This window comes from Corynebacterium sp. sy039 (assembly GCF_007904105.1).
Classification (GTDB): domain Bacteria; phylum Actinomycetota; class Actinomycetes; order Mycobacteriales; family Mycobacteriaceae; genus Corynebacterium.
Window position 1 is genome coordinate 451372 of record NZ_CP042325.1, and the last position, 24498, is coordinate 475869.

At 47.6% G+C, this 24498-nt stretch carries 23 protein-coding genes and 1 pseudogene; 11 read left to right on the forward strand and 13 right to left on the reverse strand.

What is annotated here, in order from left to right; all coding sequences use genetic code 11:
• Positions 1 to 32: 32 nt before the first annotated feature.
• The 6 genes and pseudogenes from FQV43_RS01990 to FQV43_RS02015 form a co-directional block, all read right to left on the reverse strand.
• Positions 33 to 425, reverse strand: coding sequence for a hypothetical protein (locus FQV43_RS01990; RefSeq protein ID WP_146338490.1), 393 nt, complete (start codon positions 423 to 425; stop codon positions 33 to 35).
• 84 nt (positions 426 to 509) lie between these two features.
• Positions 510 to 1211, reverse strand: a complete 702-nt coding sequence (locus FQV43_RS01995; protein WP_146338493.1) for a hypothetical protein — start codon at positions 1209 to 1211, stop codon at positions 510 to 512.
• A 192-nt stretch (positions 1212 to 1403) separates the two neighbouring features.
• A pseudogene (locus tag FQV43_RS02000) lies at positions 1404 to 2083 on the reverse strand (methionine ABC transporter permease).
• A complete protein-coding gene (locus tag FQV43_RS02005) occupies positions 2083 to 3105 on the reverse strand; it encodes a methionine ABC transporter ATP-binding protein (protein ID WP_146338496.1) in 1023 nt (340 codons plus the stop codon). The pseudogene FQV43_RS02000 and the gene FQV43_RS02005 overlap by 1 nt, the downstream one beginning before the upstream one ends.
• 44 nt (positions 3106 to 3149) lie before the next feature.
• On the reverse strand, positions 3150 to 4040 hold the full coding sequence (locus FQV43_RS02010; protein WP_144273919.1) for a MetQ/NlpA family ABC transporter substrate-binding protein: 891 nt from the start codon (positions 4038 to 4040) through the stop codon (positions 3150 to 3152).
• 150 nt (positions 4041 to 4190) lie between these two features.
• On the reverse strand, positions 4191 to 4655 hold the full coding sequence (locus FQV43_RS02015; protein ID WP_144273920.1) for a tRNA (cytidine(34)-2'-O)-methyltransferase: 465 nt from the start codon (positions 4653 to 4655) through the stop codon (positions 4191 to 4193).
• A gap of 89 nt (positions 4656 to 4744) precedes the next feature.
• Here FQV43_RS02015 and FQV43_RS02020 point away from each other — a divergent pair, with 89 nt between their 5' ends.
• Entirely contained in the window at positions 4745 to 5590 is an 846-nt protein-coding gene (locus tag FQV43_RS02020) for a bifunctional methylenetetrahydrofolate dehydrogenase/methenyltetrahydrofolate cyclohydrolase (RefSeq protein ID WP_146338499.1), read from the forward strand.
• Positions 5587 to 5892 (forward strand): DUF3017 domain-containing protein, encoded by a 306-nt coding sequence (locus FQV43_RS02025; RefSeq protein WP_144273922.1) that lies wholly within the window; start codon positions 5587 to 5589, stop codon positions 5890 to 5892. Before FQV43_RS02020 ends, FQV43_RS02025 begins: the two co-directional genes overlap by 4 nt.
• A gap of 9 nt (positions 5893 to 5901) precedes the next feature.
• Here the strand turns inward: FQV43_RS02025 and FQV43_RS02030 are convergent, their stop codons facing one another.
• Positions 5902 to 6999 carry a homoserine O-acetyltransferase gene (locus tag FQV43_RS02030; RefSeq protein ID WP_210415258.1) on the reverse strand — a complete coding sequence of 366 codons (1098 nt, stop codon included), beginning with the start codon at positions 6997 to 6999 and terminating at the stop codon, positions 5902 to 5904.
• Positions 7000 to 7182: 183 nt separating this feature from the next.
• Positions 7183 to 9396, reverse strand: coding sequence for an NADP-dependent isocitrate dehydrogenase (locus tag FQV43_RS02035; RefSeq protein ID WP_146338502.1), 2214 nt, complete (start codon positions 9394 to 9396; stop codon positions 7183 to 7185).
• A gap of 254 nt (positions 9397 to 9650) precedes the next feature.
• Here FQV43_RS02035 and FQV43_RS02040 point away from each other — a divergent pair, with 254 nt between their 5' ends.
• The 5 genes from FQV43_RS02040 (at position 9651) to yhjD (ending at position 14533) form a co-directional block, all read left to right on the forward strand.
• Positions 9651 to 10859 carry an MFS transporter gene (locus tag FQV43_RS02040; protein ID WP_144273924.1) on the forward strand — a complete coding sequence of 403 codons (1209 nt, stop codon included), beginning with the start codon at positions 9651 to 9653 and terminating at the stop codon, positions 10857 to 10859.
• A 27-nt stretch (positions 10860 to 10886) separates the two neighbouring features.
• Positions 10887 to 11798, forward strand: coding sequence for an exodeoxyribonuclease III (locus tag FQV43_RS02045; protein WP_144273925.1), 912 nt, complete (start codon positions 10887 to 10889; stop codon positions 11796 to 11798).
• A gap of 101 nt (positions 11799 to 11899) precedes the next feature.
• On the forward strand, positions 11900 to 12079 hold the full coding sequence (locus tag FQV43_RS02050; RefSeq protein ID WP_144273926.1) for a hypothetical protein: 180 nt from the start codon (positions 11900 to 11902) through the stop codon (positions 12077 to 12079).
• A gap of 129 nt (positions 12080 to 12208) precedes the next feature.
• Positions 12209 to 13300, forward strand: a complete 1092-nt coding sequence (gene trpS / locus FQV43_RS02055) for a tryptophan--tRNA ligase (RefSeq protein WP_146338506.1) — start codon at positions 12209 to 12211, stop codon at positions 13298 to 13300.
• A 153-nt stretch (positions 13301 to 13453) separates the two neighbouring features.
• Positions 13454 to 14533: an inner membrane protein YhjD gene (gene yhjD, locus FQV43_RS02060; protein WP_185967201.1), complete on the forward strand. Its 1080-nt coding sequence runs from the start codon at positions 13454 to 13456 to the stop codon at positions 14531 to 14533.
• A 25-nt stretch (positions 14534 to 14558) separates the two neighbouring features.
• Here yhjD and FQV43_RS02065 read toward each other — a convergent pair whose 3' ends face one another.
• The 4 genes from FQV43_RS02065 to FQV43_RS02080 form a co-directional block, all read right to left on the reverse strand.
• The gene (locus FQV43_RS02065) at positions 14559 to 15824 is read right to left on the reverse strand and encodes a D-alanyl-D-alanine carboxypeptidase family protein (protein ID WP_146338509.1); all 1266 of its coding nucleotides are present in this window, start codon (positions 15822 to 15824) and stop codon (positions 14559 to 14561) included.
• A 188-nt stretch (positions 15825 to 16012) separates the two neighbouring features.
• Positions 16013 to 17227, reverse strand: a complete 1215-nt coding sequence (locus FQV43_RS02070) for a hypothetical protein (RefSeq protein ID WP_146338513.1) — start codon at positions 17225 to 17227, stop codon at positions 16013 to 16015.
• Positions 17228 to 17248: 21 nt separating this feature from the next.
• Positions 17249 to 18154, reverse strand: coding sequence for a C40 family peptidase (locus tag FQV43_RS02075; RefSeq protein ID WP_146338516.1), 906 nt, complete (start codon positions 18152 to 18154; stop codon positions 17249 to 17251).
• Between the two features lie 9 nt (positions 18155 to 18163).
• Positions 18164 to 18496, reverse strand: a complete 333-nt coding sequence (locus FQV43_RS02080; RefSeq protein ID WP_144273932.1) for a hypothetical protein — start codon at positions 18494 to 18496, stop codon at positions 18164 to 18166.
• A 92-nt stretch (positions 18497 to 18588) separates the two neighbouring features.
• Here FQV43_RS02080 and upp point away from each other — a divergent pair, with 92 nt between their 5' ends.
• From upp to FQV43_RS02100, 4 genes are all read left to right on the forward strand, one after another.
• On the forward strand, positions 18589 to 19224 hold the full coding sequence (upp, locus tag FQV43_RS02085; RefSeq protein ID WP_146338519.1) for a uracil phosphoribosyltransferase: 636 nt from the start codon (positions 18589 to 18591) through the stop codon (positions 19222 to 19224).
• A gap of 108 nt (positions 19225 to 19332) precedes the next feature.
• Entirely contained in the window at positions 19333 to 19794 is a 462-nt protein-coding gene (locus FQV43_RS02090) for a helix-turn-helix domain-containing protein (protein ID WP_144273934.1), read from the forward strand.
• Between the two features lie 61 nt (positions 19795 to 19855).
• Positions 19856 to 21055, forward strand: a complete 1200-nt coding sequence (locus FQV43_RS02095; RefSeq protein ID WP_146338523.1) for an amidohydrolase — start codon at positions 19856 to 19858, stop codon at positions 21053 to 21055.
• Between the two features lie 109 nt (positions 21056 to 21164).
• Positions 21165 to 22583, forward strand: coding sequence for an NAD(P)H-quinone dehydrogenase (locus FQV43_RS02100; protein WP_146338526.1), 1419 nt, complete (start codon positions 21165 to 21167; stop codon positions 22581 to 22583).
• Positions 22584 to 22664: 81 nt separating this feature from the next.
• Here the strand turns inward: FQV43_RS02100 and FQV43_RS02105 are convergent, their stop codons facing one another.
• Positions 22665 to 24431 carry an alkaline phosphatase gene (locus FQV43_RS02105; RefSeq protein WP_146338528.1) on the reverse strand — a complete coding sequence of 589 codons (1767 nt, stop codon included), beginning with the start codon at positions 24429 to 24431 and terminating at the stop codon, positions 22665 to 22667.
• Between the last annotated feature and the right edge of the window lie 67 nt (positions 24432 to 24498).

Consider the following 24498-nt stretch of genomic DNA (forward strand, 5'->3'; position numbering starts at 1 on the left):
CTGCACGATAGGCAGTCTGGTGTTTTTGCATATTAGTCAAGATATGCAAGGGCGCGAGTACCGTCGACGTGCGGGAAGATAAGCCACATCCAGCCAAAAACAATGAGTCCACTGCCCAATGTTGCCCACCACGGTGCCGGGGCGAGTAGGGGTGCGAGCATGAGCATAAGCCATACTAAAAATAGTGGAACTATTTGGGAGAACTTGGGGCGGTAATAGAGATTGCGCTGCTCGAGGAAGGCACGTATATGAGCACGATATGGGTGCGAGAAAATGAGCAGGATACCGATGCCAATGCTTGCGAGCATAATGGCTACTTGAATTCCACGGGGAAGCGCTGTGGTTAAGCTGGCTACCCCAAGACCGAATAACACTGATGTGCTAAGTCGAACAGAAGGTGGTGTTGTAGGTGCAAGGGCATTCATAAGAAATAGTGTACTGCCTTGGGCTGGTGTGGATATAGCGGGCACCATGAAGATGCGGCAGGGAAGTGATTAGTCAATGAATAATTAGTGCTGGATGTCTATGACTAGTCGGTTGGGGTTGCTAAGTGACTGGATGGAATACGGATGTGTGCGATCTAATCCAATGAGAAATTGACTTGATCCCTCAAAAGTACCAAGGCTACGTACCTCAGTTACCACACCGGTGCTTGTTGGATCAATATCGGCGTTGAGATTGGGGTCTTTGATTCCTAACTCGAATGGGTACAAGGTGCCTGTGATATTGAGCAGTAGTGCTTGGGTGCCGTTGAACGTGATGACCTCGCCACTGGTGAGTTGAGTGGGTTCAGTGGTGAGTTGGCTTGCCCAACCAGGTGTTCCGGTTCCTTCTAGGTCGATCACAATGCGGTCAAAAGTATCATGGCTAGCTACTCGTATCCCGATAGGCACCAAAGCGCCGTGGTCGGGCTGTTGTTGTTTATCAGAGGTATCAGGGGTGCCCAGAATAGAAGTGCTACTTTCTGGGGCTCCACTGTGAAGTTGAGCTGCCTGTTGTGGGGCAGTAGTGGTGTTGGAGCGCGAAATAGTACGCGTGGAGGTCACGACAACTGTTTCTTGGGTTGCGCCTTTTTCCCCTGATGCGTGGGTGCTCGATTCTGCATTCTTTTTTTGTTCTGTAGTAGTGTCGTCGCATCCAGCCAGTCCAAGAGCACTAGCAGCAATAGCTGCGACAGCAATACGACGAAGATAAGCAGAGTGAGTAGTCATAGTTCCACCCTAATCTTCCTTTGTGAAGAAAGGAAGATGTAGAAGAGGGCAATGTTGATATTGTTGTGAAACATTTATGCTTTCTATTATGTTCATTGCTTTGTTTGGTGGGATAAAGCCCAGTGGCACAGGCTGAGTAGATAAAAAGAACCCCAGCACCATCATTATTGTGTGCTGGGGCAAAGCGATTGGTTAGCGTCGCATGATTTTTTTGGAGAGCCAGTTGCCAAAAATCTGGATGAACTGAACCAAGATGATGATTGTTACGGTAGCAACGAGAGTTACCTGCCAATCGTATGCGCGATAACCATAGGTGATAGCGAAGTCACCTAGTCCACCGCCGCCGATATAACCTGCCATGGCAGACATATCGACAATCGCGATGGAAATAAAAGTGTATCCGAGGATAAGTGGGCCAAGAGCTTCAGGAATATAATCACTGAGGTAATGATTTTCCAGGGACTGGCTCCCATGGCACGAGCTGCTTCAATAACTCCAGGATCAATCGAGACAAGATTTTGCTCCACGATACGTGCCACAGCAAAACTCGCTGCAATGGACATACCGAACATTGCTGCTTCACGCCCAATTTGCGTGCCGACGACAGCAATGGTCAACGGACCTATAGCTGAAATGAGAATAATAAAAGGAATCGGGCGTACCAGATTGACCAGGAAGTTAATCAACGCATAAACGATGCGATTTTCTAAAATTGCGCCTTTGCGAGTGGTATAGAGCAAAGTTCCTAGAACCAACCCAAAGATACCAGCTGCCACTAGGGTGACTGCAACCATAACCAAGGTGTCGCTGATAGCTTGTTTGTAGGTATCGCCGAGTCTGGACCAATCTGCTGCAAGAATACTGGTGTGCATTATCGAGCAATCTCCTCAATATCAGTGGTCGTGGAAAGATAGGCGTAGAAGTCGTTGATAGCTTGCTCATCGCCATTAAGTCGTACGGTGACCTTACCGAAACTATGCTTTTGCAAAGTGGTGACCCCACCGTGGACGATATTGATGGACACTCCTTTGGCGCGTGCAGAGCTTACCGCATCGAAAAAACCGGATTCTTCACTAAGCACGATGGTAAATAAGCGTCCCTGGTGTGCCAGTAGATCTTCGGATTCTAGTGCGTCAGGAGTGTTGCGCAATGATGTTGCCACAAAGCGTTGAGTAACTGCGCTGTGTGGGTGGGAAAAGATCTCATAGGTGGAACCGTATTCCACTACTTTGCCATTTTCCATAACAGCAACTTTGTCGGCAATGGTGCGTACAACATCCATCTCATGCGTAATAACGACAATGGTGATTCCAAGCTCACGATTGACTTTGCGCAGCAAATTAAGCACCTCGTGAGTGGTTTCTGGATCTAGTGCTGAGGTAGCCTCGTCGGCAAGCAAGAGGTCAGGGTTGGTTGCTAGGGCGCGGGCAATACCAACACGCTGTTTTTGTCCACCAGAAAGCTGCTCTGGGTAATTCTTGCCGCGATCACCCAGGCCCACAAAATCAAGCAATTGGGCAACGCGTTTTTTGCGCTCTGCTTTATCAACACCGGCCAAGATAAGTGGATACTCGATGTTGCCTGCAGCGGTGCGTGATGAGAAAAGATTGAACTGCTGGAAGATCATGCCGATATTGCGACGAATACCGCGAAGTTTTTTCTCGCTCAATCCCACAATATCTGTGCCGTCGAGTAGCAAACTGCCGCTGGTAGGGGTGTCAAGACCGTTGATCATCCTCACTAGGGTGGATTTGCCGGCACCTGAGTAACCAATGACACCGAGTATTTCCCCGGGTTCGACTGTTAAGCTCACCCCGTCTAGGGCGGTGATTGTTTTTTTGCCAGAGTTGAAAACTTTGGTGATGTTCTCAAACTCAATTTTGGTTCCAGTCACTGTGTACAGCTCTTTCTTCGTTGCCTCAATTGGTGGTTAGAAAATTAAGAGTTCTTCTTTTGCTCTTCAATTTTCTTCAAGATTTCTTCCAACTGTGCAGGTGGAAGCTGTGATGGCACAGAAGTACCGCGTGAATCTTCAGCAACGGCTTTTTGTACTTCTTCGGTGTGCCACAGCTGGGCAAGTTTAGCAAGCGTCTTGTTGTTTTTGTTTTCTGGTTTGGTTACAAAAACATTGATATATGGTTCTGCTGCAGGCGACTTAGGATCGTCGGCAAAGATGTAGCTTGTTGGGTCAATTCCTGCTCGATCGAGGAAAGAGTTATTGATCACCGCAGGAGTGCCCTCACCATATGCAGCAGTGGTTTGTGCTGGGTCGACGAGTGCCAATGAGATTTTAGAGGCTTTTTCATCAATATCGGCAGGGGTAATATCTACCAGGTCTTTCGCTTCTTCTTTGATAGTTACCAGTCCTGCGTCGTCAAGCATATGTAAGGCGCGACCTTGGTTTGTGGTGTCATTAGGAATCGCGACTGTTTTTCCTTCGATTCCGTTAAGGTCGGAGTGATCTTTCCAATAGAGAGCTAATGGTACAATTTCTGTGGCGCCAATAGGCACGAGTGATTGATTATTCTTCACATTGTATTCTGCCAGGAATTTCAGATGTTGGAACAGATTAACATCAATTTGATTCTGGGTTAGCGCAAGGTTGGGTGTGGAGTAGTCAGAGAAGTCTTTAATATCAAGAGTGATACCTGCCTCTTTGGCTTTATCCTCAAAGACGGCCCATGCTTTTTTGCTGCCGTCGGTGGTGCCAATGCGGATAGTGGTGGCGTCATCGGCGAGGGTGTCTTGTGAACCTGAGGAACACGCAGCCAAGCTGCCGGTGCCAATGACAGCTGCAGTAACAGCAGCGAGCGTACGACGAAGTTTCATAATGATTCCTTTCATGTAGAGCAATGCTCCAAAAAGATAAACTCCAAGAAGTCTATTCTAAATATACAGCTTTGTCTATTTTTTGAGTGGATTCATTAATTTTTTCCCGCTAGCGTCGGGAAACTCGCTGATAACACTGCACTAAGAGAATTAAATAGCGCCAGAAAAACTTAGCTGACGCCATGCTTCATAAGTGGCGATACTCGCGGCATTAGAAAGATTCATCGATCTGCGCGACGGCAACATAGGGATACGCAATTGCTCAGTGATACGATCGTGGCATAAAGCGTAATCATCTAAACCACTTGGTTCAGTGCCGAATAATAATGCATCACCTTCCTGATAGCTTATGTCAGTATAAAACGTGTGAGCTCGGGTAGTAAAAGCAAAAACGCGCCCTGGAATATGAGAAAAACATTCATCAATAGTGTCATAGACACTGACTTGGGCAAGGTCGTGATAATCCAAACCAGCACGTCGGAGGTTCTTTTCTGCCAAATCAAAACCAGGATTCACCAAATGCAAATGCGCGCCTGATCCAGCGCACATACGAATCGCATTTCCAGTATTAGGTGGAATAACAGGGTGATGGAAAATGACATTCAAGATAGACATAGGCGAAATTCTAGGTTTGTTTTCTGCTCCTGCGCGGTTGCCATGCACAAAAATTGGGCAAGAGCTAGATTGATGGAATAATAGAACGAGTGAGTGCAATAAAACTTGATGGCAAATTATACCGCGACGAAATTTTTGCAGATCTAGCAACTCGAGTAGCTGCGCTGAAAGAAAAAGGTATCACACCCGGGTTGGCAACAGTGCTGGTCGGTGACGATCCAGCCAGCCACTCGTATGTCAAAATGAAACATCGTGACTGCGAAGAAGTAGGCATTACTTCAATCCGCAAAGACCTTCCCGGCGATATTAGCCAAGAGGCATTATTAGAAGTTATCGACGAGCTCAACGCTGATGAACAATGCACCGGCTACATCGTTCAGCTTCCCCTGCCAAAGCATATCGACGAAAACGCTGTCCTTGAGCGCATAGATCCTGCAAAGGACGCAGATGGGCTACACCCAATCAATCTGGGAAAATTAGTGCTCAATGAGCCTGCACCCTTGCCATGCACTCCCAATGGTGCCATTCATTTGCTCAAGCGCTTTGGCGTAGAAATAGCAGGAAAACAAGTGGTGGTCATTGGACGTGGTGTGACAGTTGGCCGCCCCATCGGTCTTATGCTCACCCGAAGAAGTGAAAATGCTACTGTTACCCTGTGCCACACGGGAACTCAAGACCTTGCTGCACATACTCGTCAAGCAGACATTATTATTGCTGCGGCAGGTAAAGGGCATATGCTCACTGCCGATATGGTCAAACCAGGTGCAGCAGTGCTCGATGTTGGTGTTTCTCGGGTAGCTGGCAAACTCCTAGGCGATGTAGCCCCTGACGTATGGGACAAAGCTGGTTATGTTTCCCCAAACCCAGGTGGAGTGGGACCACTGACCAGAGCATTTTTGGTAAAAAATGTTGTGGAGACAGCAGAGCGGCAATGAATCCCCATGACAAAGGATTGCCTCCATCAAAGATCCCGCAGCTAGCACAGTATGCCTTTGTGGTGCTTTTTGTTATTTTGGTAGTGCTCTCAGGGCTATTTTCTTTGACTGAGCACTGGCGGCGAGCCACATTTACACTCGGCATAGCACTCATGTGGCTTGCCGCTGTACGAGCAAGTTGTGACTCCCAAGTACTTGGTATCCTTGCAGTGCGCTCTCGACGTTTTGACATGGTTTTCAGTGCCTGCTGCGGACTACTCATTATCTTTTTCTCCCTCTCGATTGACTCCCTGGGGAGCTAGGGTCGAATATCACAGGTGGTACTCAACCCCTGCGTCTTTTTCGCCACGAGACAATTGGAAAAAGAGACGAATGATACGATCCATCTGGCGCGATTCTGTCAAAAACGCATCATGACCCACCGGGGAAGATATTTTTGACATAGCCAAGAGATTGCCTAGATTTCGTGACAAGTGCTCTTGCTGGTGATAAGGATACAAAATATCAGTATCAACACCTGCAACCATTGTGGGAACCTGGCAACTAGCAAGAGCTTTATTCAACCCTCCTCGCCCTCGACCAATATCGTGCCGATTCAAGGCCTCAGTCAAAGTAACATATGAGCCTGCGTCGAAACGCTCAGCAAGTTTTACCCCTTGGTATTCCAGATAACTTTGCACTGCAAAACGCTGCTGTGGATGTCGGAAATCACCAAGTGGATTTTCCCCCTGCTGCGCACGTGCCCCAAAGCGCTCATCAATCTCAAGCTCGCCGCGATAGGTCAGATGTGCTAAACGACGTGCAGCAGCAAGTCCTTCCAGAGGAGGAGAATCAGCATAGTAGTCTCCATTATTCCAAAGCGGATCACGCTCAATTGCTGATATTTGTGCAGTCTGGATACCAATTTGCCAACCACTTGCTCGTGCAGAAATCGCAATAACAAGCGCAGCACCTATCATGTCTGGGTAAGTGAGCGCCCATTCTAATGTGCGTGCTCCACCCATAGAGCCACCAATAACACTGTGAATAGTGTCTATCCCTAAGGCGTCAAGAAAAATTTTTTCGGCTTTGACCTGATCGCGAATGGAAATCGCCGGAAAACGAGAGCCCCACGCTTGGCCATCAGGATGGCAACTACTAGGACCGGTGGAACCATAACAGCTGCCCAGGGCATTGGTACAAAGCACACAGTATTTATCTGTATCGAGTGCGCGCCCAGGGCCGATCAAATCACTCCACCAGCTAGAGACATCAGAGTCGCTCGTTAAAGAATGCTCGACAAGGATGAGATTATCAGAGTTGAACGAGCCCCAGCAGCGGTATGCAATAACCACATCATCAATGACGCTACCAGCTTCCGTCGTGACTGAGCCGATATTGAGCTGTTCTAATTTTCCAGTGCCAAACACAAGACCCTCCTGATAATAAAAGTGCAGCACTCGTGAATGTGTGGCCGAGATATTCACACTTTCACGTCTTTGGCTCAAGGCTAGCAGGGCAATTAACAGACAGGGACACTGAGGGAATAGTGAATGAAATAAAATGTGAGGTGGTTGTCACAAACCACCTCACATTCTTACCTTGATTAGCAATTATTTTTTGAGCGAATCAATAATCTCGTTGAAAGCCTGAGCAGGGCGCATAATCGCAGTTGTCTTGGCATCATCTGGTTGATAGTAGCCGCCAAGATCGGCAGGGCTGCCTTGTGCAGCGAGAAGCTCAGCAGTGATCGATTCCTCATTGTCGGCAAGTGCTGTTGCCACCGGTGCGAAAATCTCAGCAAGGTGAGCATCCTCAGTTTGCTGCGCAAGCTCAGTTGCCCAGAACTTGGTGAGGTAGAAGTGAGAACCACGGTTGTCGATCTCACCGACCTTGCGTGATGGTGACTTACCTTCGTTGAGCAGAGATTCAGTTGCTTTGTCCAGCGCGTCGGCAAGCACACTAGCTTGAGCAGTTCCGCCATTGTTGCTGATGTGGCGTAGCGACTCAGCAAGGGCAAGGAACTCGCCAAGAGAATCCCAGCGCAAGTGATTTTCTTCTTGAACCTGCTGGACGTGCTTTGGCGCAGAACCACCAGCACCAGTCTCAAATAGACCGCCGCCTGCCATGAGTGGCACAACAGACAACATCTTTGCAGAAGTACCAAGCTCAAGGATAGGGAATAGGTCAGTGTTATAGTCACGCAGAACATTGCCTGTGACAGAAATAGTATCTTCACCGCGTCGAATGCGGTCAATGGATACCTTTGTTGCCTCTACTGGTGACAAAATTTCAATATCAAGACCATCAGTGTCGTGATCAGCAAGGTACTTTTCGACAAGAGAGATGAGGTTGCGGTCATGCCCACGCTGTGGATCTAGCCAGAAAATTGCTTTCATACCAGAAAGACGAGCACGAGTAACAGCAAGTTTCACCCAATCCTGAATAGGGGCATCCTTAGTCTGGCACGCACGCCAGATATCGCCAGCCTCAACATCATGGGAGATAAGGACATCACCTGCAGAGTTCACTACCTGTACCGTACCTGCAGCAGGGATCTTGAAGGTCTTATCGTGGGAACCATATTCCTCTGCTTTTTGTGCCATAAGACCAACATTAGGAACGGTACCCATCGTGGCAGGATCGAAAGCGCCGTTGGCTTTGCAGTCGTCAATAACGGTCTGATAGATGCCCGCATACGAAGAATCAGGGATAACGGCGAGAGTATCTTGCTCTTCGCCTTGTGCATTCCACATATGACCAGAAGTACGGATCATAGCTGGCATAGACGCATCGACAATCACATCAGATGGGACGTGAAGATTAGTGATTCCCTTATCAGAGTTCACCATAGCCAGAGCTGGCCCCTCGGCAAGTGCTTTCTCAAATGCTGCCTTGATTTCTGCACCATTTTCTAGTTTGTCGAGTTCAGAGAAAATAGCAGCCAAACCATTTTCGCCATTAAGACCAGCTTCTTCAAGCTGAGAACCATAAGCAGCATAGACATCTGCGAAGTAAGCGCGCAGAACATGACCGAAAATAATTGGGTCAGATACCTTCATCATGGTTGCTTTGAGGTGAGTAGAAAAGAGCACTCCCTCGTCTTTGGCGCGCTTGACCTGTTCTGCTAGGAAAGCATCCAATGCCTTAGCAGACATGAAAGTGCCGTCGATAACTTCACCAGCGAGAACTTTGAGACTTTCTTTAAGAACCTGCTCACCCTGCTCAGTGACAAGTTTGATGCTGAGGGTGTCGTCCTGCTCAATGATGACTGATTTCTCGTTATGGCGGAAATCATGCGCATCCATAGTGGCAACATTAGTTTTAGAGTCAGCACTCCACGCACCCATACGGTGTGGGTTCTTCTTTGCGAAGTTCTTAACTGCAATAGGCGCACGGCGATCGGAATTTCCCTCACGCAACACTGGATTTACTGCAGAACCCTTGACAGAGTCATAGCGGGCACGGATATCTTTTTCTTCATCTGTGCTCGGAGTATCTGGATAGTCAGGTAATTGATAGCCCTGCTGCTGTAGTTCAGCGATAGCTGCTTTAAGCTGTGGCACTGAAGCAGAGATATTAGGGAGCTTGATGATATTTGCTTCAGGAGTCTTTGCTAGTTCACCAAGTTCAGCAAGAGCATCATCAACTTTTTGCTCCTCGCTAAGATAATCAGGGAACTGAGACAAAATACGACCTGCTAAGGAAATATCTCGCGTTTCGACGTCGATGCCAGCAGTTGCCGCAAAAGCCTCAACAATTGGCTTGAAAGAATAGGTTGCTAATAATGGTGCTTCGTCGGTACGCGTATAGATAATTTTTGCCATACTTCTCCTTAGAGATAATCCTTATGCACTTAAGCTAAGGCTGTGACTTTGTACTTTTGTACTAATTGCACCTTCTAGAATACCGCTCAAAAGCACTTAGCGTGAGCCCATACATAAAATTAGGGGAAGGCGCAGGACATAATCCCTGATAGAGTAACTGTGCGCTAGGTCATTGCTGAGAATAAATTTGATTGTGAGCAAGAAAAACGCCTCTAGTTAGCGAACTTGCGTTTTGCGTACTAACCTAGCCAAACGTGCCAAGAATGAACAGACGGGCGTTACCGACCCAAACAGAGATAACACCGCGACGCCGATACATCACCATGATTGCTCTAGCCCTAGGCGGATTTGGCATCGGGGTAACCGAATTCGTATCCATGGGATTGCTCGATCAGATTGCGCATGATTTTGCTATTTCCGAGGAAAAAGCGGGTCATATTATTACCGCCTACGCTATGGGAGTAGTTATTGGCGCCCCACTTATTGCAGCAGTAACAGGCAAGATTCCGCGTCGTCGTCTGCTCATCATCCTCATGATTGCTTTTACTTTTGGTAATGCGCTATCTGTGTTTGCCAATAATTATGGAGTGTTGCTCGTTGCACGTTTTATTGCCGGCATACCCCACGGCGCTTATTTTTCTGTTTCTGGTCTGGTTGCTGCGTCGATGGCTCCTCAGGGGGGACGCGGTAAAGCAATCGCTTTCGTCGGAATGGGCTTACCACTTGCCACAGTTATCGGTGTCCCGGCAGCTCAAGCACTCGGGTATGCCTTCGGCTGGCATATGGCATATATCTGTGTCGCTTTGATTGGCATTGCCACACTTATCGCTCTGTGGTTCCTCATGCCGCATATGACACAAATGCCACCGACCTCACCCATGACCGAATTAAGCGCATTAACAAAAATACAAGTATGGCTTTCACTAGCGACGGGGGCAGTTGGTTTTGGCGGAATGTTTGCGGTTTACACCTACATTTCCTGGACTATGACCCAACGTGCAGCTTTGGATCCAGAGCTAATGTGGCTTGTACTTATGGTCTATGGCGTAGGAATGGTTATTGGCAATCTCATCGGAGGCAGGCTGTCTGATTGGAATATGGAGTTGGGTATTCTTAGTGCTCTCATTGCAATTGTGGTCACGCTTATCCTGTTCTTCTTTAGTTCAGCACACCCAGTGTGGGGCACCATTAACTTTGGGCTTATCGGCTTATCGGGTTCTACCTTGGTACCCGGGCTGCAAATCCGATTGATGGATGTCGCAGGTAAAGCTCAAACACTTGCAGCAGCACTGAATCACTCTGCGCTCAATATCGCCAATGCCTCGGGTGCGGCAATGGGAGGTGCGGTTATTGCAGCTGGTTTTGGTTATGCAGCACCAGCATTGGCAGGTGCTACTCTCGGTGCGTGTGCCATCGTGGTTTGGTTTTTTGCTTATCGACTTCGAGCTGGCGCCAACAACTAAGACAGTGGATTTAGTAGGCTTGCCTGTATGCAAATTACCACGGTCAATGTCAATGGTATTCGCGCTGCGGTGAAACAGCGCAGCGCAGAAAATCAAGGTTTCCTCGCATGGCTTGAGCAGTCAGGCTCCGATATTGTTCTCTTACAAGAAGTCCGCGCTAGTGATAAAGACACAGATGCTGCACTGGCACCAGCATATGATGATGGTTGGTATTATGTCGGCGCTCCTTCTAGTGCTAAAGGGCGCGCTGGCGTAGGGATTTTATCGCGTACCAAGCTCAGCGACGTACAGATCGGGCTGGAGGGTTTTGAGGAATCTGGACGTTTTATTAGCGCTTGTTATGACGACAATGGCACAGATGTGACAGTTGCCTCGCTATATTTGCCTTCAGGTTCAGCAAATACTGCAAAGCAAGATGAAAAATATGAGTTTCTCGATGTGTTTGCCGATTATCTCGCCGAAAAAGGAAGCGCTGGGCAAGATAAGCAGATGGTTATTGGTGGCGATTGGAATATCTGCCATCGGGAACAAGATCTCAAAAACTTTAAGGGCAATTACGATAAATCAGGTTTCTTAGCAGATGAACGCGCATTTATGGATCACATTTTTGGTGCATTTCCTGATGAGCAGCCGCAGGATAAAGATGCTGGTTCGTGGGCTGGGGCAGTGGAATATAGTTCAGATGTGCGTCGTGAAGCGGCAACTGATCCCATGTGGTTTGATGTGGCACGTCGGCTAGCTCCCGAAGGTGCGCCTTATACTTGGTGGTCATATCGAGGTCAAGCATTTGATAACGATGCGGGGTGGCGGATTGATTATCAAGCTGTCACGGAGAGTTTATTACAGCGTGCGCAGACCGCATGGGTAGATAAGGCAGAACGTTATGACCTACGCTGGAGTGATCATTCACCATTGACCGTGGTTTATCGGGACTTATGAGCTGATAAGTAGTGATCATGGACACTACGTAGTACAATGCCAATCAGCTTTACACATAAAAATTCTAATTAAGCCTAATAGAAAAAAATGAGGTTAATTATATGCGCATCAAAGGCATTATTTTATTAATTCTTGGTGTAGTTTTATTCGGACTTTCACTTCTTATGCTCGGCGGACATGATGTTCGAGCACTGCACGGAGCATTATTGATGGGCGCTGGCGGAGCAAGTTTAGTAGCATCACTGGTTTACTTGCTTGACGAAAAACCACGTATGCAATAACTGCGAGTTCATCACTCAGCATTCTTTAACCATTGAAGCGTTGTTGGATCATAAAGAACCAACAACGCTTTTGCACATATTTCATGCTTATTGTGTTCTTGTCTTTTTAGACAGCTACACTGGATAGTTATGACACATGACTCTACGCATAGCACTGAGCAATCAGGACAAACCGTACAAGAGAACACAGCTGTAGCGCCTAAAACAGCGCAGCGCCAACGTGTTTTATCCGGTATTCAACCAACTGGTGATTCCTATCATCTAGGAAACTACCTTGGTGCTCTCAAACAGTGGATTGATCTGCAGCATTCGTATGATGCGTTTTATTTTATTCCAGATCTCCATGCCATCACCGTAGAACAAGAACCAAAATTGCTTCGTGCACGTACGCTTGGTAGTGCCGCACAGCTTCTTGCACTGGGCATTGATCCAGAAAAATCCACTCTTTTTGTGCAATCTCATGTACCAGAGCACGCAGAATTAAATTGGGTGCTTACGTGTTTGACTGGTTTTGGCGAGGCAAGCCGGATGACACAATTTAAGGACAAATCACAAAAACAAGGTGCTGAGCGTACCTCAGCTGGTTTGTTTATGTATCCCATGCTTATGGCAGCAGATATTTTGCTCTACCGACCACAGTTTGTTCCAGTTGGTGAAGATCAGCGCCAACATTTAGAGCTCACCAAAACACTTGCACAGCGTTTTAACAGCAAATATAAGAAAACATTTGTTGTTCCTGAGGGGCTTATGCCAGGTGTCGCTGCCAAGATTTATGATCTGCAAGAGCCAACCGCAAAAATGTCAAAATCAGGCGCAAATCCTAAAGGTCTTATTAACCTGCTTGATGATCCTAAAGTATCCGCAAAGCGCATTAAATCTGCGGTCACAGATAACGAGGGTGCTATTTACTACGACAAAGAAAAAAAGCCAGGCGTATCTAATTTGTTGGTTATTCAAGCAGCATTGACCTCACGAACCGTGGCAGAACTAGAAGCTGAGTATCAAGGAAAAGGTTATGGCGTATTAAAAACTGATACTGCCGACGCGCTTGAGGCATTTGTGGAGCCGATTAAACAGCGCTATGACCTTTACATGGGCGATCGTGCTGAACTAGAGGCAACGTTGGCGCGAGGTGCACAGCGTGCCCGTGAGGTTGCTGCTCGTACCCTTGCTGACGTTTATGACCGAGTAGGGTTTCTTGCCCCGCGTTCTAGTTGTTGAAAACCACATAAAGGTTGCCAGGTGCAGGGGATAACCGATAAAGTTTTAACGGTTCTGCTTTTGACTATTTTTCATGTTGTCCCATGTGCTTGTCATGTGCTGGGGTAATAAGAACTAGAGATATACGCAATCCATAGAAAAGCTATTGAAGGAATCTTACTCGTGGCAACATCAACCACCGCCAAAGAAAACATAAAAGACGAGTATGGTATCGAGCGTGCAAATGCCGATGAACCAACTCTCCTGGATAAGTACCGTCAAAAGTGGTCTTGGTTTGATCATGTGTTCTTAATGAATGAACGCTATGGACAACAAGGCGGCAATCAATATGCAGCCGGTATTACTTATTTCTCCGTGCTCTCTATGTTTCCACTGCTCATGCTCGCCTTTGCTGTATTGGCTACTGTGCTTGCGCGACGACCAGATCTGATGAGCCAAGTACAAGATTCCATCGCACAGTCAGTAGAAGGCTCTATGGCTGATACTCTCAACACCATCATTGAAACTGCAGTGCAACAGCGTGGTGCGATGTTTGGTATCGGTGGCTTAACTGCATTATGGTCAGGACTGGGCTGGATGAATAACCTCCGCTATGGAGTGTCGAAGATGTGGAAGTATCCAGTTGTGGGTGGAAACTTTGTGCTGGTAAAGCTCAAAGATCTCGTGGCGCTCATTGGACTGTTAGTCGCTTTGGCTATTGCGTTAGGCGTGACTGCTATTGGTAGTTCTGGGCTGAGTATGACAGTCTTGGAAAAAATTGGGCTTGACGACGTACCGGGTGCGTCTGTCATCACATTCTTCATCGCACTGGTTGTTGGTCTTATTGCCAATTTCTTTGTATTCTTCTGGATGATCAAAACATTGCCTCGTGGTGAAGTTCCTAATTCAGCAGCAATTCGTGCATCGATTATCGGTGCAGTGGCCTTCGAGGTTTTTAAGCAGTTGGGATCAATGTTTTTCTCTAATGCGCTCAGCAATCCTGCAGGGGCTACCTTTGGTCCTATTATCGGCATCATGGTGCTTTTCTACTTCATTTGGCGCATTGTGCTTTATTGCTCTGCTTGGGCGGCAACAACCCCTGAGGCGTTTGCTGTGGCACATCTGGATGCACCAGCACCGGCAGTGATTCGAGTTCGTGAGGAAGTGAAAAATTCTTCTTCTCGTTCTTCTCGCTTCGGGCTAGGACTAGCCGGTGCCGCACTTGTAGCAGCACTGATTTCTATATTCAAGTAAACAAGTTCGTCGGGAAGTCTTTGCATTAATGCGTTCTGCGAGCACGCATACGTGCTCGTTTCATCGCTCTTAACCGTGCAGCTACTCCGAGGACGATCACTCCCACCACTGCGATACCAATGAGTATTGGAGTGGTGTTATTTTTATGATCGTCGGTGGTGTCATGATTTGCGATAACTGCATTTGTGGCTCCGTCTGAGTCGGCAGTGGGCATTTCCTCAGCGTCAGAGGAGGCAGAATCACCAGAATCATCAGAATCGTCGGTATCGCTGGAAGTATCTGAAAACTCTACGGTTCCCACTGTTTTCTTTGTTGCATATGCTTCATCGATGAGTCGTTGGGCTTGCTGCCAGGGGCGTCCAGTATCAATGGTGGTATCCAAAATAACAGCAACGATACGCGTACCATCAAAATCTTTTCCACCGACAAAGGTATGGTGGGCGTCGTCGGTATAGCCTGTTTTTCCACCAAATCCCTGCTCATCATTCATAAACAGTCCGTTGTCATTCCACACCTGGTAGGTTTCTGCTTGCGTAGGTCCAGGAAAGTCAATGAACTCAGTGGCCAGTATTGTGGCAAAGGTGGGGTTCTGCCACGCGTATTCGTAGAACAAAGCTAGGTCATAGGCGGAGGTCATCATGCCTGGTGCGTCTAGTCCTGAATAACTTGCTGCACGTGTATCTTTGGCACCAAGTTTTTGGGCTAAGGCATTGATCTTTGTAAGTGTTGCTTTGTCGCCGCCTAGTTGTTGTGCGAGTGCATGGGCTGCGTCATTTCCCGAGTTAAGTAAGAGACCATAGAGTAATTGCTTGTTGGTGTATCGTATTCCTTCTTTAAGACCCACAGCGGATCCTTCTTGATTTTCATCTTCTTGGGTAGCCACGTATGTGTCGTCAAGAGGTAATTCCTCAAGGGCAACGGTGGCTAGGAGCACTTTAATGACGCTAGCGGGACGATATCTACCGTGTGGATCTTTAGTGGCGTACACGTCGCCGGTATCTAGGTTATAGACCAGCCATGCGCTTGCGGTGTTTTCGGGAACACGGAAGTTTTTGGGGGCAGTAATGCCACAGGAACCAAATTGGTTTTCTACTGTGGGTAAAGCCTCGGGTTCTTTTTGGCCAGGAGCTAAGGCTTCAGAGGTAGTTTCCGCCTCTGGTGGATAAGTGGCGTTTGGGCAAGAGTTGGTATCTGGTGCACTATCGCGTGGCGCTGGATCGGCCAGTGCAAATCCTGAATGAGCACAGATAATAATGCTGGTAGCTACGACGGCGCGGCAGATACGTTTCATGGTTGTTATCGTGCAATGACATCAGGTATGAAGTATGGATGACACTCCCATATTCTAACTAGAACTTAAACCATTACCCCTGAATTGATAATGGTCGTAGTGGGGGAGGGCTAAGAAAACCTACAGTGCATAGCTCTTTGCGAAGAAGAACTATGCACTGTACTTGGAAGGACTTGGAAGGCGAAATGTTAGATCTTGCTGAGGCGTTTGATGAACATTTCTTCGAGTTCTTTCCAGGCTTGGGAATGTTCATCGAAAGGTGGGGTAGGAGTGTATCCAGTGGTTTGAGAATCGCCTAAGAGATAGGAGATGTAGTCCTGCATACGTGGATTGGCGAGGAAGAATGAGTTGAGAGAGTCGTCTGCTGCCCAGTCGGCGGCGTCGGCAAGCAACTCATAAGCACGAGCCATCTGTTGAGTATCCACGGCATGAGTTCCCGTAGCAATATCACGGGCAATGCCATTAAAGGAATAGACATTGTCCTCATGAACTGTCATTGTCAGATCACCTGAATGAGCTAAGGTCATAATATCTTCCCAGGTGCTCATCGCTGCAAGGTCGTGGTCATCGTGTTCTACTAGCCAACGAACGAGTGCTTTGGCGGACGGGAAACTGAAAATTTCCCCATATTTGCCAAGGAAAACAGGCTGCTTATTGAGATAAGTGCGTAGCGTATATATGCTGCGACCATTGATAGACACCTTGATAGGATCAATGCCTGACTGTGCCCACACAGTAGAGTCATAAGGGTCAGCGTTGGCTTTGTTCTCTTTATCTTGCTGTTCTTGTTCATGACGCTTTTGTGTTTCTAATTCTTGAGCCTGCTCAATACGGCTTAGCGCTGCTTGGGTATCACCGGAAACCTCTGGGGTGCTCACGAGCTTATCGAGAGCGTCAATGATGCCATCCCATTTCTCTAGGACAATCCTGCCGACTGTAGTCCAATCACGTTGTGCACCCGCAACACCGCGCTTATCGACGTTAGCCAAAATAGAATAAGAGGAAAAGACTGAGAGAACCTCTGGAGTGTCTGTTGTCTCAGCAAGGCTGCGTGCGAGATGAAAATTGCGTGCCACTGTGCTTGCACGAGCGTTATCGGGTGCTTCGCACAAGAGAGCAGGGGTACCGATGAGATCAAAATAATCTTCTTCGCTAGGAACGACGCGTTGCTCACCACTATTGTGGAATGCACTCCAACGTGGATGTGAAGTGAGATCATGTTCTGCATCTGATTCCAGGAAAAGCAGGAGTTCTTCTGGGCTGGTGAAACCATAGAGATCATCTTTCCATCCCAGGAATGCTTCCCATTCTTCACCACGTTCACGCCAACGTGGTGCCCATAGGGTGTAAAAGTCACCTTCGGTGAGAGAGATTTTGATAGGAACAATGTCTTTTTTCGCCATGAACATAAATGCTACACGCTCTTAACTAGGTCTGAAGTATCCCTTGAAGTTCATCCCCATATTTGTTGTTCGCAAAGGGCTGATCTGTACTGGGTCACCAGCCTCAATAATCTCACCATTACCAGCGTACATAGCCACATGACCATCCCAAACAAGTAAATCGCCAGGAATAAGATCTGACTGTGCCACAGGTGTACCAACACTTTGTTGTTCTGCTAGACGTGGCAATTCTACTCCAGCTTGTCTCCATGACCATTGAGTAAAACCAGAACAGTCAAATCCTGCTGGGCTGGTGCCACCCCATACATAGGGCGTACCTAATGCACTTTTTGCTGCGGCAACGGCACGCTGACCACGTTCGCGTTGATAAGCGCTGGCGTGCCCTTCACTCGTGTGTTCTTGGGGAAAATACGGTTCATCATTTTTGGTGTGAGCTGGTTGAGACAGGGGAGATTCATGTTCGGCATCTGTTTTCGTTGCGATAGTGCCAAGCTCACTAATGATTGGCTGCAACCTTAACTGGGTATCATCAAGTAGCTGGGAGATTTTATACTCGTATTCTTTGTTGAGTGCTCCCAATTGTGCGCGTAGCGCAAGCACACTCGAAGGATTTGGTCCAAGAGTAGTTAATTGGCTGGTGAATTTTTGGCAGACGTCGATAAGAAATTGCTGACCAAGTGCATATAAACTATGCGCAAGATTTTTTGTTTCTTGATCAATGCGGGTACCTAAGGAGATTACTTGGTATCGGTCATTGTGCAATGTTTCTGATTGACTAGCCAATAATGCCTTAGGCGCACCGAATTGTTGAGCCAGGTTATGGGCAAGAGAAAAATCAGGAAAAGTAGGAACCGTTAGTTGCTGGAGCGTTGGGGTGAGCGTCGAGATGCTATTAAGAGTGGGGAGTACGTGGGTAAAAACATTCATAGCTGTGCCTCACAAGTATTGTGCGAGTGAGCTCACCAGTGAGTTTTCCAGGGAAAAGGCGAGTGAAGAGTCCAGATGTTCTATGTCAGATAAGAGTGCATGTGCCTTTTCCATTAAGCAATGCGCATGTTGCTTTTGTTTCTCGCTGCGCTGTACCAAATTATCCACTGCCGCATTAAAGGCGATAAGGGCATTATTGATGCTGGGATTTGGGCTCGTGAAGCGGGCTAAAGGGTGAGAAATAATCTCAGTTTGCTCGAATAATTGCTGCACGAGAGCGCGGATAGCGTGCGGACAGATAGCTAAATTAGGTTCATTAGTAGTAGATAGTTCAATAGTCATAGCTCGTTAGACTGTATGAACCTGGGGCAGGTTCCCTGTTGTGAAAAATCATAGCTAGGTGTCAATGCTGAGGATTGATTAGGATAGAGCGTATGGAAATTAGAGTTATCGAGCACCCGCTTGTGTCTTCACGTTTGACCATCATGCGTGATGCACGCACAGATAATGCTGGTTTTAGAGTTGCATTAGCAGATCTGGGTGCAATGCTTATTTATGAAGCCTCCCGTGATTTAGCTGTAGAAAAGTTTAAGCTCCAGACACCAGTGGCAATGACAGAGGGAATTCGTCTCGAAGAACCACCAATTATCGTGCCAGTGATTCGCGCTGGTCTAGGCATGATTGATCCAGCGTTGTCTATGATTCCTGATGCACAAGTTGGGTTTATCGGTTTGGCTCGGGATGAAAAAACACACCAACCAGTGCCATATCTTGAAGCCTTGCCGGAAGATTTAAGTGGTAGAAGCGTGTTTATCGTTGATCCCATGCTTGCGACCGGTGGCTCATTATTGCACGCGCTGGAGCTATTGGTAGCTCGCGGTGCCAGCGATATTACTGCAGTGTGTATGGTAAGTGCCCAGCCTGGAGTGCAAGCGCTAGCTGATTCTGGCTATCCGGTTCGTCTTGTGACCGCCACAATTGACCCAGAACTTAACGACGATGCCTATATCGTCCCCGGACTTGGGGATGCCGGCGATCGTCTCTATGGGCCACGCAACATTGATCTATAGGTTTTAGCTGGCTTTTTGTCATGCAAGTGCTCTTGAGGGGACCCTCAAGGCAAGGGTGTTCACTGTAGTGGACATCAATAGTTCACTATATTGTGCAGGCTAGAGAGCATGACAATTGTGGACGTGCACTGGGCAAGTTATGGCTATGCCCTCGGCGTGCGTCTTAAAGCTATCCGGGAAATGCGTGGATTATCCCAAACGAAACTTGCTGATTTGTCTGGTTTAAGTCGAACTACTATCTCCATCATTGAGAGAAATGAAAGTAATTCTGGCACAGCAACCAGACCAACACTGCAAACAATCTATACTCTGGCGCGAGTGCTTCATGTACCACCAGCAGTGTTGTTACCGGGGGTAGGTAAGACCGTCGCGGATGTCTTTACCGAAGACACTCCAGGGGATCTGAGCATTGAGATTCATTGGCCAACACAAGCGATTGATGTGGTGGCCTTTTCGCCGCATTATATCGAAACTGCTTATCCAGGGCAGATACCAGAGTTTGACCAATATGAATTAGAAAAAGTTGAGCAGCAACATGAATTAGAGGCGCCAATTACCGACCGCGACTAAAAAACTATCGCTAAATAGTTTAGAATAACTCTGATTGAAAGGGGTTAGGAGAAAAGCGCGGATGAATAATGCACTGCTACAAGAAGCGCAGCACTGGATAACAGAACACCATGATGAAATCATTGGTTGGCGTCGTCACATACACAAGTACCCAGAGTTATCGCATAAAGAGTTTGCAACCACTGATTTTATTGAAGAAATCCTAAAACATAATGGGCTTCATCCAGTGCGTTTTACCCCAACTGGGTTATATGTTGACATCGGACCTGAAGATAAACCCCGCGTGGCGTTTCGAGCAGATATAGATGCACTACCCATTAATGAACAAAGCGCAGAACCTTTTAGCTCAGTAAAACCAGGAGTTATGCATGCTTGTGGGCATGATATACACACCACTATCGCATTGGCATTAGCGTGTTTTCTAGCACAGACGACGCAGCTAGAGACTGGAGTGCGCATTATTTTCCAACCTGCTGAAGAAGTAATGGATGGTGGGGCGCCTGAAGTTATTGCCCAAGGCGCATTGCGTAATGTTGCCGCAATTTTTGCAGTCCACGCTGAACCTAAAATAGCGGTCGGACAAGTGGGAGTGCGTGAAGGAGCAATAACCTCAGCAGGCGATGTAGTAGAAATCACGGTCAAAGGGGCAGGAGGACACAGTGCTCGTCCGCATTTAACCACTGATGTGGTGTACGCATTGGCAAAATTAGTAACAGAACTGCCTGGCTTATTATCGCGCCGAGTTGATCCACGTAGCGCAACTGTGATGGTTTTTGGCACGATTAATGCTGGCTATGCCCCGAATGCTATCCCGGAACATGGTAGTGTAGCTGGCACAATACGTACCGGGGATATTGACGTGTGGCGAGAAATGGAACCGTTATTACGCCAGCTTATTGACCAAGTGTTAGCGCCTACTGGTTGTGAATATGACATTGTCTATACCAAGGGGGTTCCTCCGGTAGTCAATGATGATTGTGCTACCTCATTATTGCGTCAAGCAGCGCGTGCCCTTGATCCTGCAAGTGTGATTACGGTTGCGCAATCTACTGGTGGGGAAGACTTCTCCTGGTATTTAGAGCATGTACCTGGTTCTATGGCTCGACTGGGGTGCTGGGACACGATAGGCGAGGTGGGGGATCTTCATCAAGCTGATATGCGTGCTGATGAGGGTTCTTTGGCAGTAGGAATCCGGCTTTTTGCGGCGGTGTTGGACCAGTATCAGATGCGTGGACACGTCCATAGTGATGATCGTAGGTGACATTAAGACGCGATAAGTGGCTGTTAATGGTAGTTTCAGTTAATATCGCTATGTCTGACTTAGGTTATTTAGATTCTTATAATTTTTATGCTCATCTTCAGGAGGAACTGTGCCTACACATAAGACTCGAATTGTCATCATCGGCGGTGGCCCAGCTGGGTATGAAGCAGCATTAGCTGGTGCAAAATATGGTGCAGAGATTACTCTCATCGAAGACCACGGTCTTGGTGGATCCGCAGTGATTGATGACTGTGTTCCTTCTAAATCTTTTATTGCAGGCGCCAACATTAAAACCGATTTACGTCGTGCTGATGATATGGGCTTGAATAAAGGAATTGGGGAAACCTATCTTGAAATTCAAGCGCTGAATCATCGTGTGCGCGGATTAGCGGATGAGCAATCACATGATATCTATGAATCAATGCAGCGTCATGGTATTCGTGTTATCCAAGGTCGCGGTAGCTTTGATGATTATAGTCACAAACAAACTGTGCACTATATCAAGGTAGAAACCACGCAAAACACAGAAGAAACTATCGAGTGTGATCTTGTGCTAGTGGCTACAGGAGCTAGTCCACGTATTTTGCCTAATGCACAACCTGATGGTGAGCGTATTCTTACCTGGCGCCAGATCTATGATATTGAAGAATTGCCAGAACACCTTGTTGTCGTCGGTTCAGGCGTGACTGGTGCCGAGTTTGTTTCTGCTTTTGCAGAGCTAGGTGTGAAAGTAACGATGGTTGCTTCACGTGATCGTATTCTGCCGCATGATGACGCAGATGCTGCTGATGTACTAGAAACAGTGTTGGCTGAGCGCGGCGTAGCTTTAGAAAAACATGCACGTGTAGATAGCGTAACGCGCACTGAGGACGGTGGCGTGTGCGTGCGCACTGCAGATGGTCGGGAAATTTTTGGTTCTCATGCCTTGATGACTGTTGGTTCTATTCCTAATACAAAAGATCTTGGCTTGGAAAAAGTAGGTATTGAGACAACCGATTCTGGTCATATCAAAGTTGATCGTGTTTCTCGGACAAATGTCGCTGGTGTGTATGCTGCTGGTGACTGTACTGATTTATTCCCTTTGGCATCGGTAGCAGCTATGCAAGGTCGTGTTGCGATGTATCATGCCCTCGGGGAAGGTGTATCACCAATCCGGTTGAAGACTGTCGCTACTGCAGTATTTACTCGTCCAGAAATTGCGACTGTGGGTATTACTCAAGCGCAGATTGAATCGGGCGAAGTGATGGCACGTACCATTATGTTGCCTTTGCATACTAATCCACGGGCAAAAATGCGTTCTTTACGTCATGGTTTTGTCAAGCTCTTCTGTCGGAAGAATTCCGGGCTCATCATTGGTGGTGTCGTGGTAGCACCAACTGCCTCAGAGCTTATTCTCCCTATTGCAGTGGCGGTATCTAATGGTTTGACTGTTTCTGACCTTGCTGACACTTTCTCTGTGTATCCGTCTTTGTCCGGTTCTATCACAGAAGCTGCTCGACAGTTGGTTCAACATGATGACTTAGAGTAAGCACATCATTATAAAAAGCATGAGAAAACGTCGCTAGAAAATTTCTAGCGACGTTTATGCTTTCGGCTATCTTTGTGCCAATTAATATACTGCGGTTTGGGGCAAAGGTGCAGGAGCTGCCACTGGACCTGGTGCTCCAGCAAGGGTTTGGTAGCTACGTGCGTGGTAGAACTGAGCAGAATTTTCCAAGACAGTATTGGTGAAGAACCAATCGCATTGGGTGCGTTGTGCGTTGAAATCAACCACCATGAAACCGTGATATTTCATGTCGATCCACTGGTGCCAAGGATTTGCTAAGCGCAATGCTTCATAAGCCGTGTTCATGAGTACATCGCCCAAGGCCTCAGTGCCGGGTTTAGAAACAATTGCTTCATAACCATTAGAAGCAGTGACTGAAGGAGCAACGAATTCCGTTGCTGCAGCTTGGCGATCACCTGCTCGGTAACGGGTTGGATTAGCTGGCACGGCAGATGCCCACGATGAGTGAATATCACCTGTCAAGAACACAACATTATTCTTTCCTTGGGCACGTAGAGTATCAACAAGACGTTGCCGCTCTGCCATAAAGCCATCCCATTGATCTTGGTTGAGCGCAAGACCGTCGCTTGGCAGACCAAATTGCTCTTGCAACCATGTGTTGATGAGCGGATCGACGCTTGTCGGTAATGTCATAGGACTGATCATGACTGAGTTACCAATTGCCTGCCACTGGGTTGCCGAACTTTCCAGCACGGAGCTTAACCAAGCAAATTGTGTCTCGCCTAGTGCAGAGCGTTGTGGATCGCCAGTTGCTCTGAGGAAGTCAGGGTCGCTCTTGAAGAAATTACCCTTTCCGTACATCAATAATTGGCGATCACGGTAGGTACGCAGATCGGGCAGAATAAGCTCTACTAGGCTACCAAACTGTAGGTGGCGGTAGAGGTGTGTGCCATTGGCTCCGTCATTGGAGGTACGTACTGGCATCCATTCATAATACGCCTGGGTAGCAGCTGCTTTGATTGCAGGTACGTCGTCGTTGAGTGTTGCTGAGTTACCACCGAAACCATCACGGTATGCATTATCCGCGAATTCGTGGTCATCCCAAATGCTGATCATTGGTTTTGCAGCATGAAGATTGCAGAGATCTACGTCGCGGCGATAGTGCCCAAGGCGTACTCGGTAATCTTGTAGGGTGGTGGTGCGGTGAGGTGGTTGGGTAGGGCGCACGAGAGTGCCATAGAGGCCAGTGTATTTGCCAGACTCATATTCGTAGGTGTAGTCACCTAGGTGAATAATGAACTCGACGTCATTGCGCGCTGCAAGTTCGCGGTAACTAAGGAAATAACCCGCCTCGATATTAGAGCAGGAAACGACACCAAAGCGTACATTTTGTGGTGTTGCTCCAGCAGCAGGAGCTGTACGAGTGCGACCGACAGGGGAACTTGTGCCACTGAGTGCACCATCAACAACGCTGAATCGGTAAAAATAGGTGGTTGCAGGGGCAAGACCAGTAACATTAATTTTTACTGTGTGATCAGAATCAGGGCTGGTTGTGACTTCACCAGCAGCAATGATGGTGGAGAACTGAGCCTGTGCACTTACTTCCCAGCGTACGCGGGTTGGTGCGCCAAGTCCGGAGCCAGGAACTGCAGCAGCATCAGGGGTGAGCCTGGTCCAGATGATCACAGAATCAGGCAGTGGGTCACCAGAAGCAACACCGTGCAGGAATCCAGCTGCGGAATCAGGGGTGGAAACATTTGCCTGTGCATTCGTGGCGCCAAACGACAAGAAGCCGAGGGTAAGTGCACTAGAGGAGAGGAAAGTACGACGACTGAAACTATGAGCTTTCTTCACTGATGTATCTGACATATAAATATCCAAATTATGTTGCTGATATCTGGGTTCATGAAACACATACCCAAGATTTTTTACGAAT

What these genes read in the sequence shown, in the direction of transcription:
- FQV43_RS01990 (WP_146338490.1), bottom strand. Translation starts at nt 425, where the DNA reads ATGAATGCCCTTGCACCTACAACACCACCTTCTGTTCGACTTAGCACA.
- FQV43_RS01995 (WP_146338493.1), bottom strand. Translation starts at nt 1,211, where the DNA reads ATGACTACTCACTCTGCTTATCTTCGTCGTATTGCTGTCGCAGCTATT.
- FQV43_RS02010 (WP_144273919.1), bottom strand. Translation starts at nt 4,040, where the DNA reads ATGAAACTTCGTCGTACGCTCGCTGCTGTTACTGCAGCTGTCATTGGC.
- FQV43_RS02015 (WP_144273920.1), bottom strand. Translation starts at nt 4,655, where the DNA reads ATGTCTATCTTGAATGTCATTTTCCATCACCCTGTTATTCCACCTAAT.
- FQV43_RS02025 (WP_144273922.1), top strand. Translation starts at nt 5,587, where the DNA reads ATGAATCCCCATGACAAAGGATTGCCTCCATCAAAGATCCCGCAGCTA.
- FQV43_RS02035 (WP_146338502.1), bottom strand. Translation starts at nt 9,396, where the DNA reads ATGGCAAAAATTATCTATACGCGTACCGACGAAGCACCATTATTAGCA.
- FQV43_RS02045 (WP_144273925.1), top strand. Translation starts at nt 10,887, where the DNA reads ATGCAAATTACCACGGTCAATGTCAATGGTATTCGCGCTGCGGTGAAA.
- FQV43_RS02050 (WP_144273926.1), top strand. Translation starts at nt 11,900, where the DNA reads ATGCGCATCAAAGGCATTATTTTATTAATTCTTGGTGTAGTTTTATTC.
- trpS (WP_146338506.1), top strand. Translation starts at nt 12,209, where the DNA reads ATGACACATGACTCTACGCATAGCACTGAGCAATCAGGACAAACCGTA.
- FQV43_RS02065 (WP_146338509.1), bottom strand. Translation starts at nt 15,824, where the DNA reads ATGAAACGTATCTGCCGCGCCGTCGTAGCTACCAGCATTATTATCTGT.
- FQV43_RS02070 (WP_146338513.1), bottom strand. Translation starts at nt 17,227, where the DNA reads ATGGCGAAAAAAGACATTGTTCCTATCAAAATCTCTCTCACCGAAGGT.
- FQV43_RS02075 (WP_146338516.1), bottom strand. Translation starts at nt 18,154, where the DNA reads ATGAATGTTTTTACCCACGTACTCCCCACTCTTAATAGCATCTCGACG.
- FQV43_RS02080 (WP_144273932.1), bottom strand. Translation starts at nt 18,496, where the DNA reads ATGACTATTGAACTATCTACTACTAATGAACCTAATTTAGCTATCTGT.
- upp (WP_146338519.1), top strand. Translation starts at nt 18,589, where the DNA reads ATGGAAATTAGAGTTATCGAGCACCCGCTTGTGTCTTCACGTTTGACC.
- FQV43_RS02090 (WP_144273934.1), top strand. Translation starts at nt 19,333, where the DNA reads ATGACAATTGTGGACGTGCACTGGGCAAGTTATGGCTATGCCCTCGGC.
- FQV43_RS02095 (WP_146338523.1), top strand. Translation starts at nt 19,856, where the DNA reads ATGAATAATGCACTGCTACAAGAAGCGCAGCACTGGATAACAGAACAC.
- FQV43_RS02105 (WP_146338528.1), bottom strand. Translation starts at nt 24,431, where the DNA reads ATGTCAGATACATCAGTGAAGAAAGCTCATAGTTTCAGTCGTCGTACT.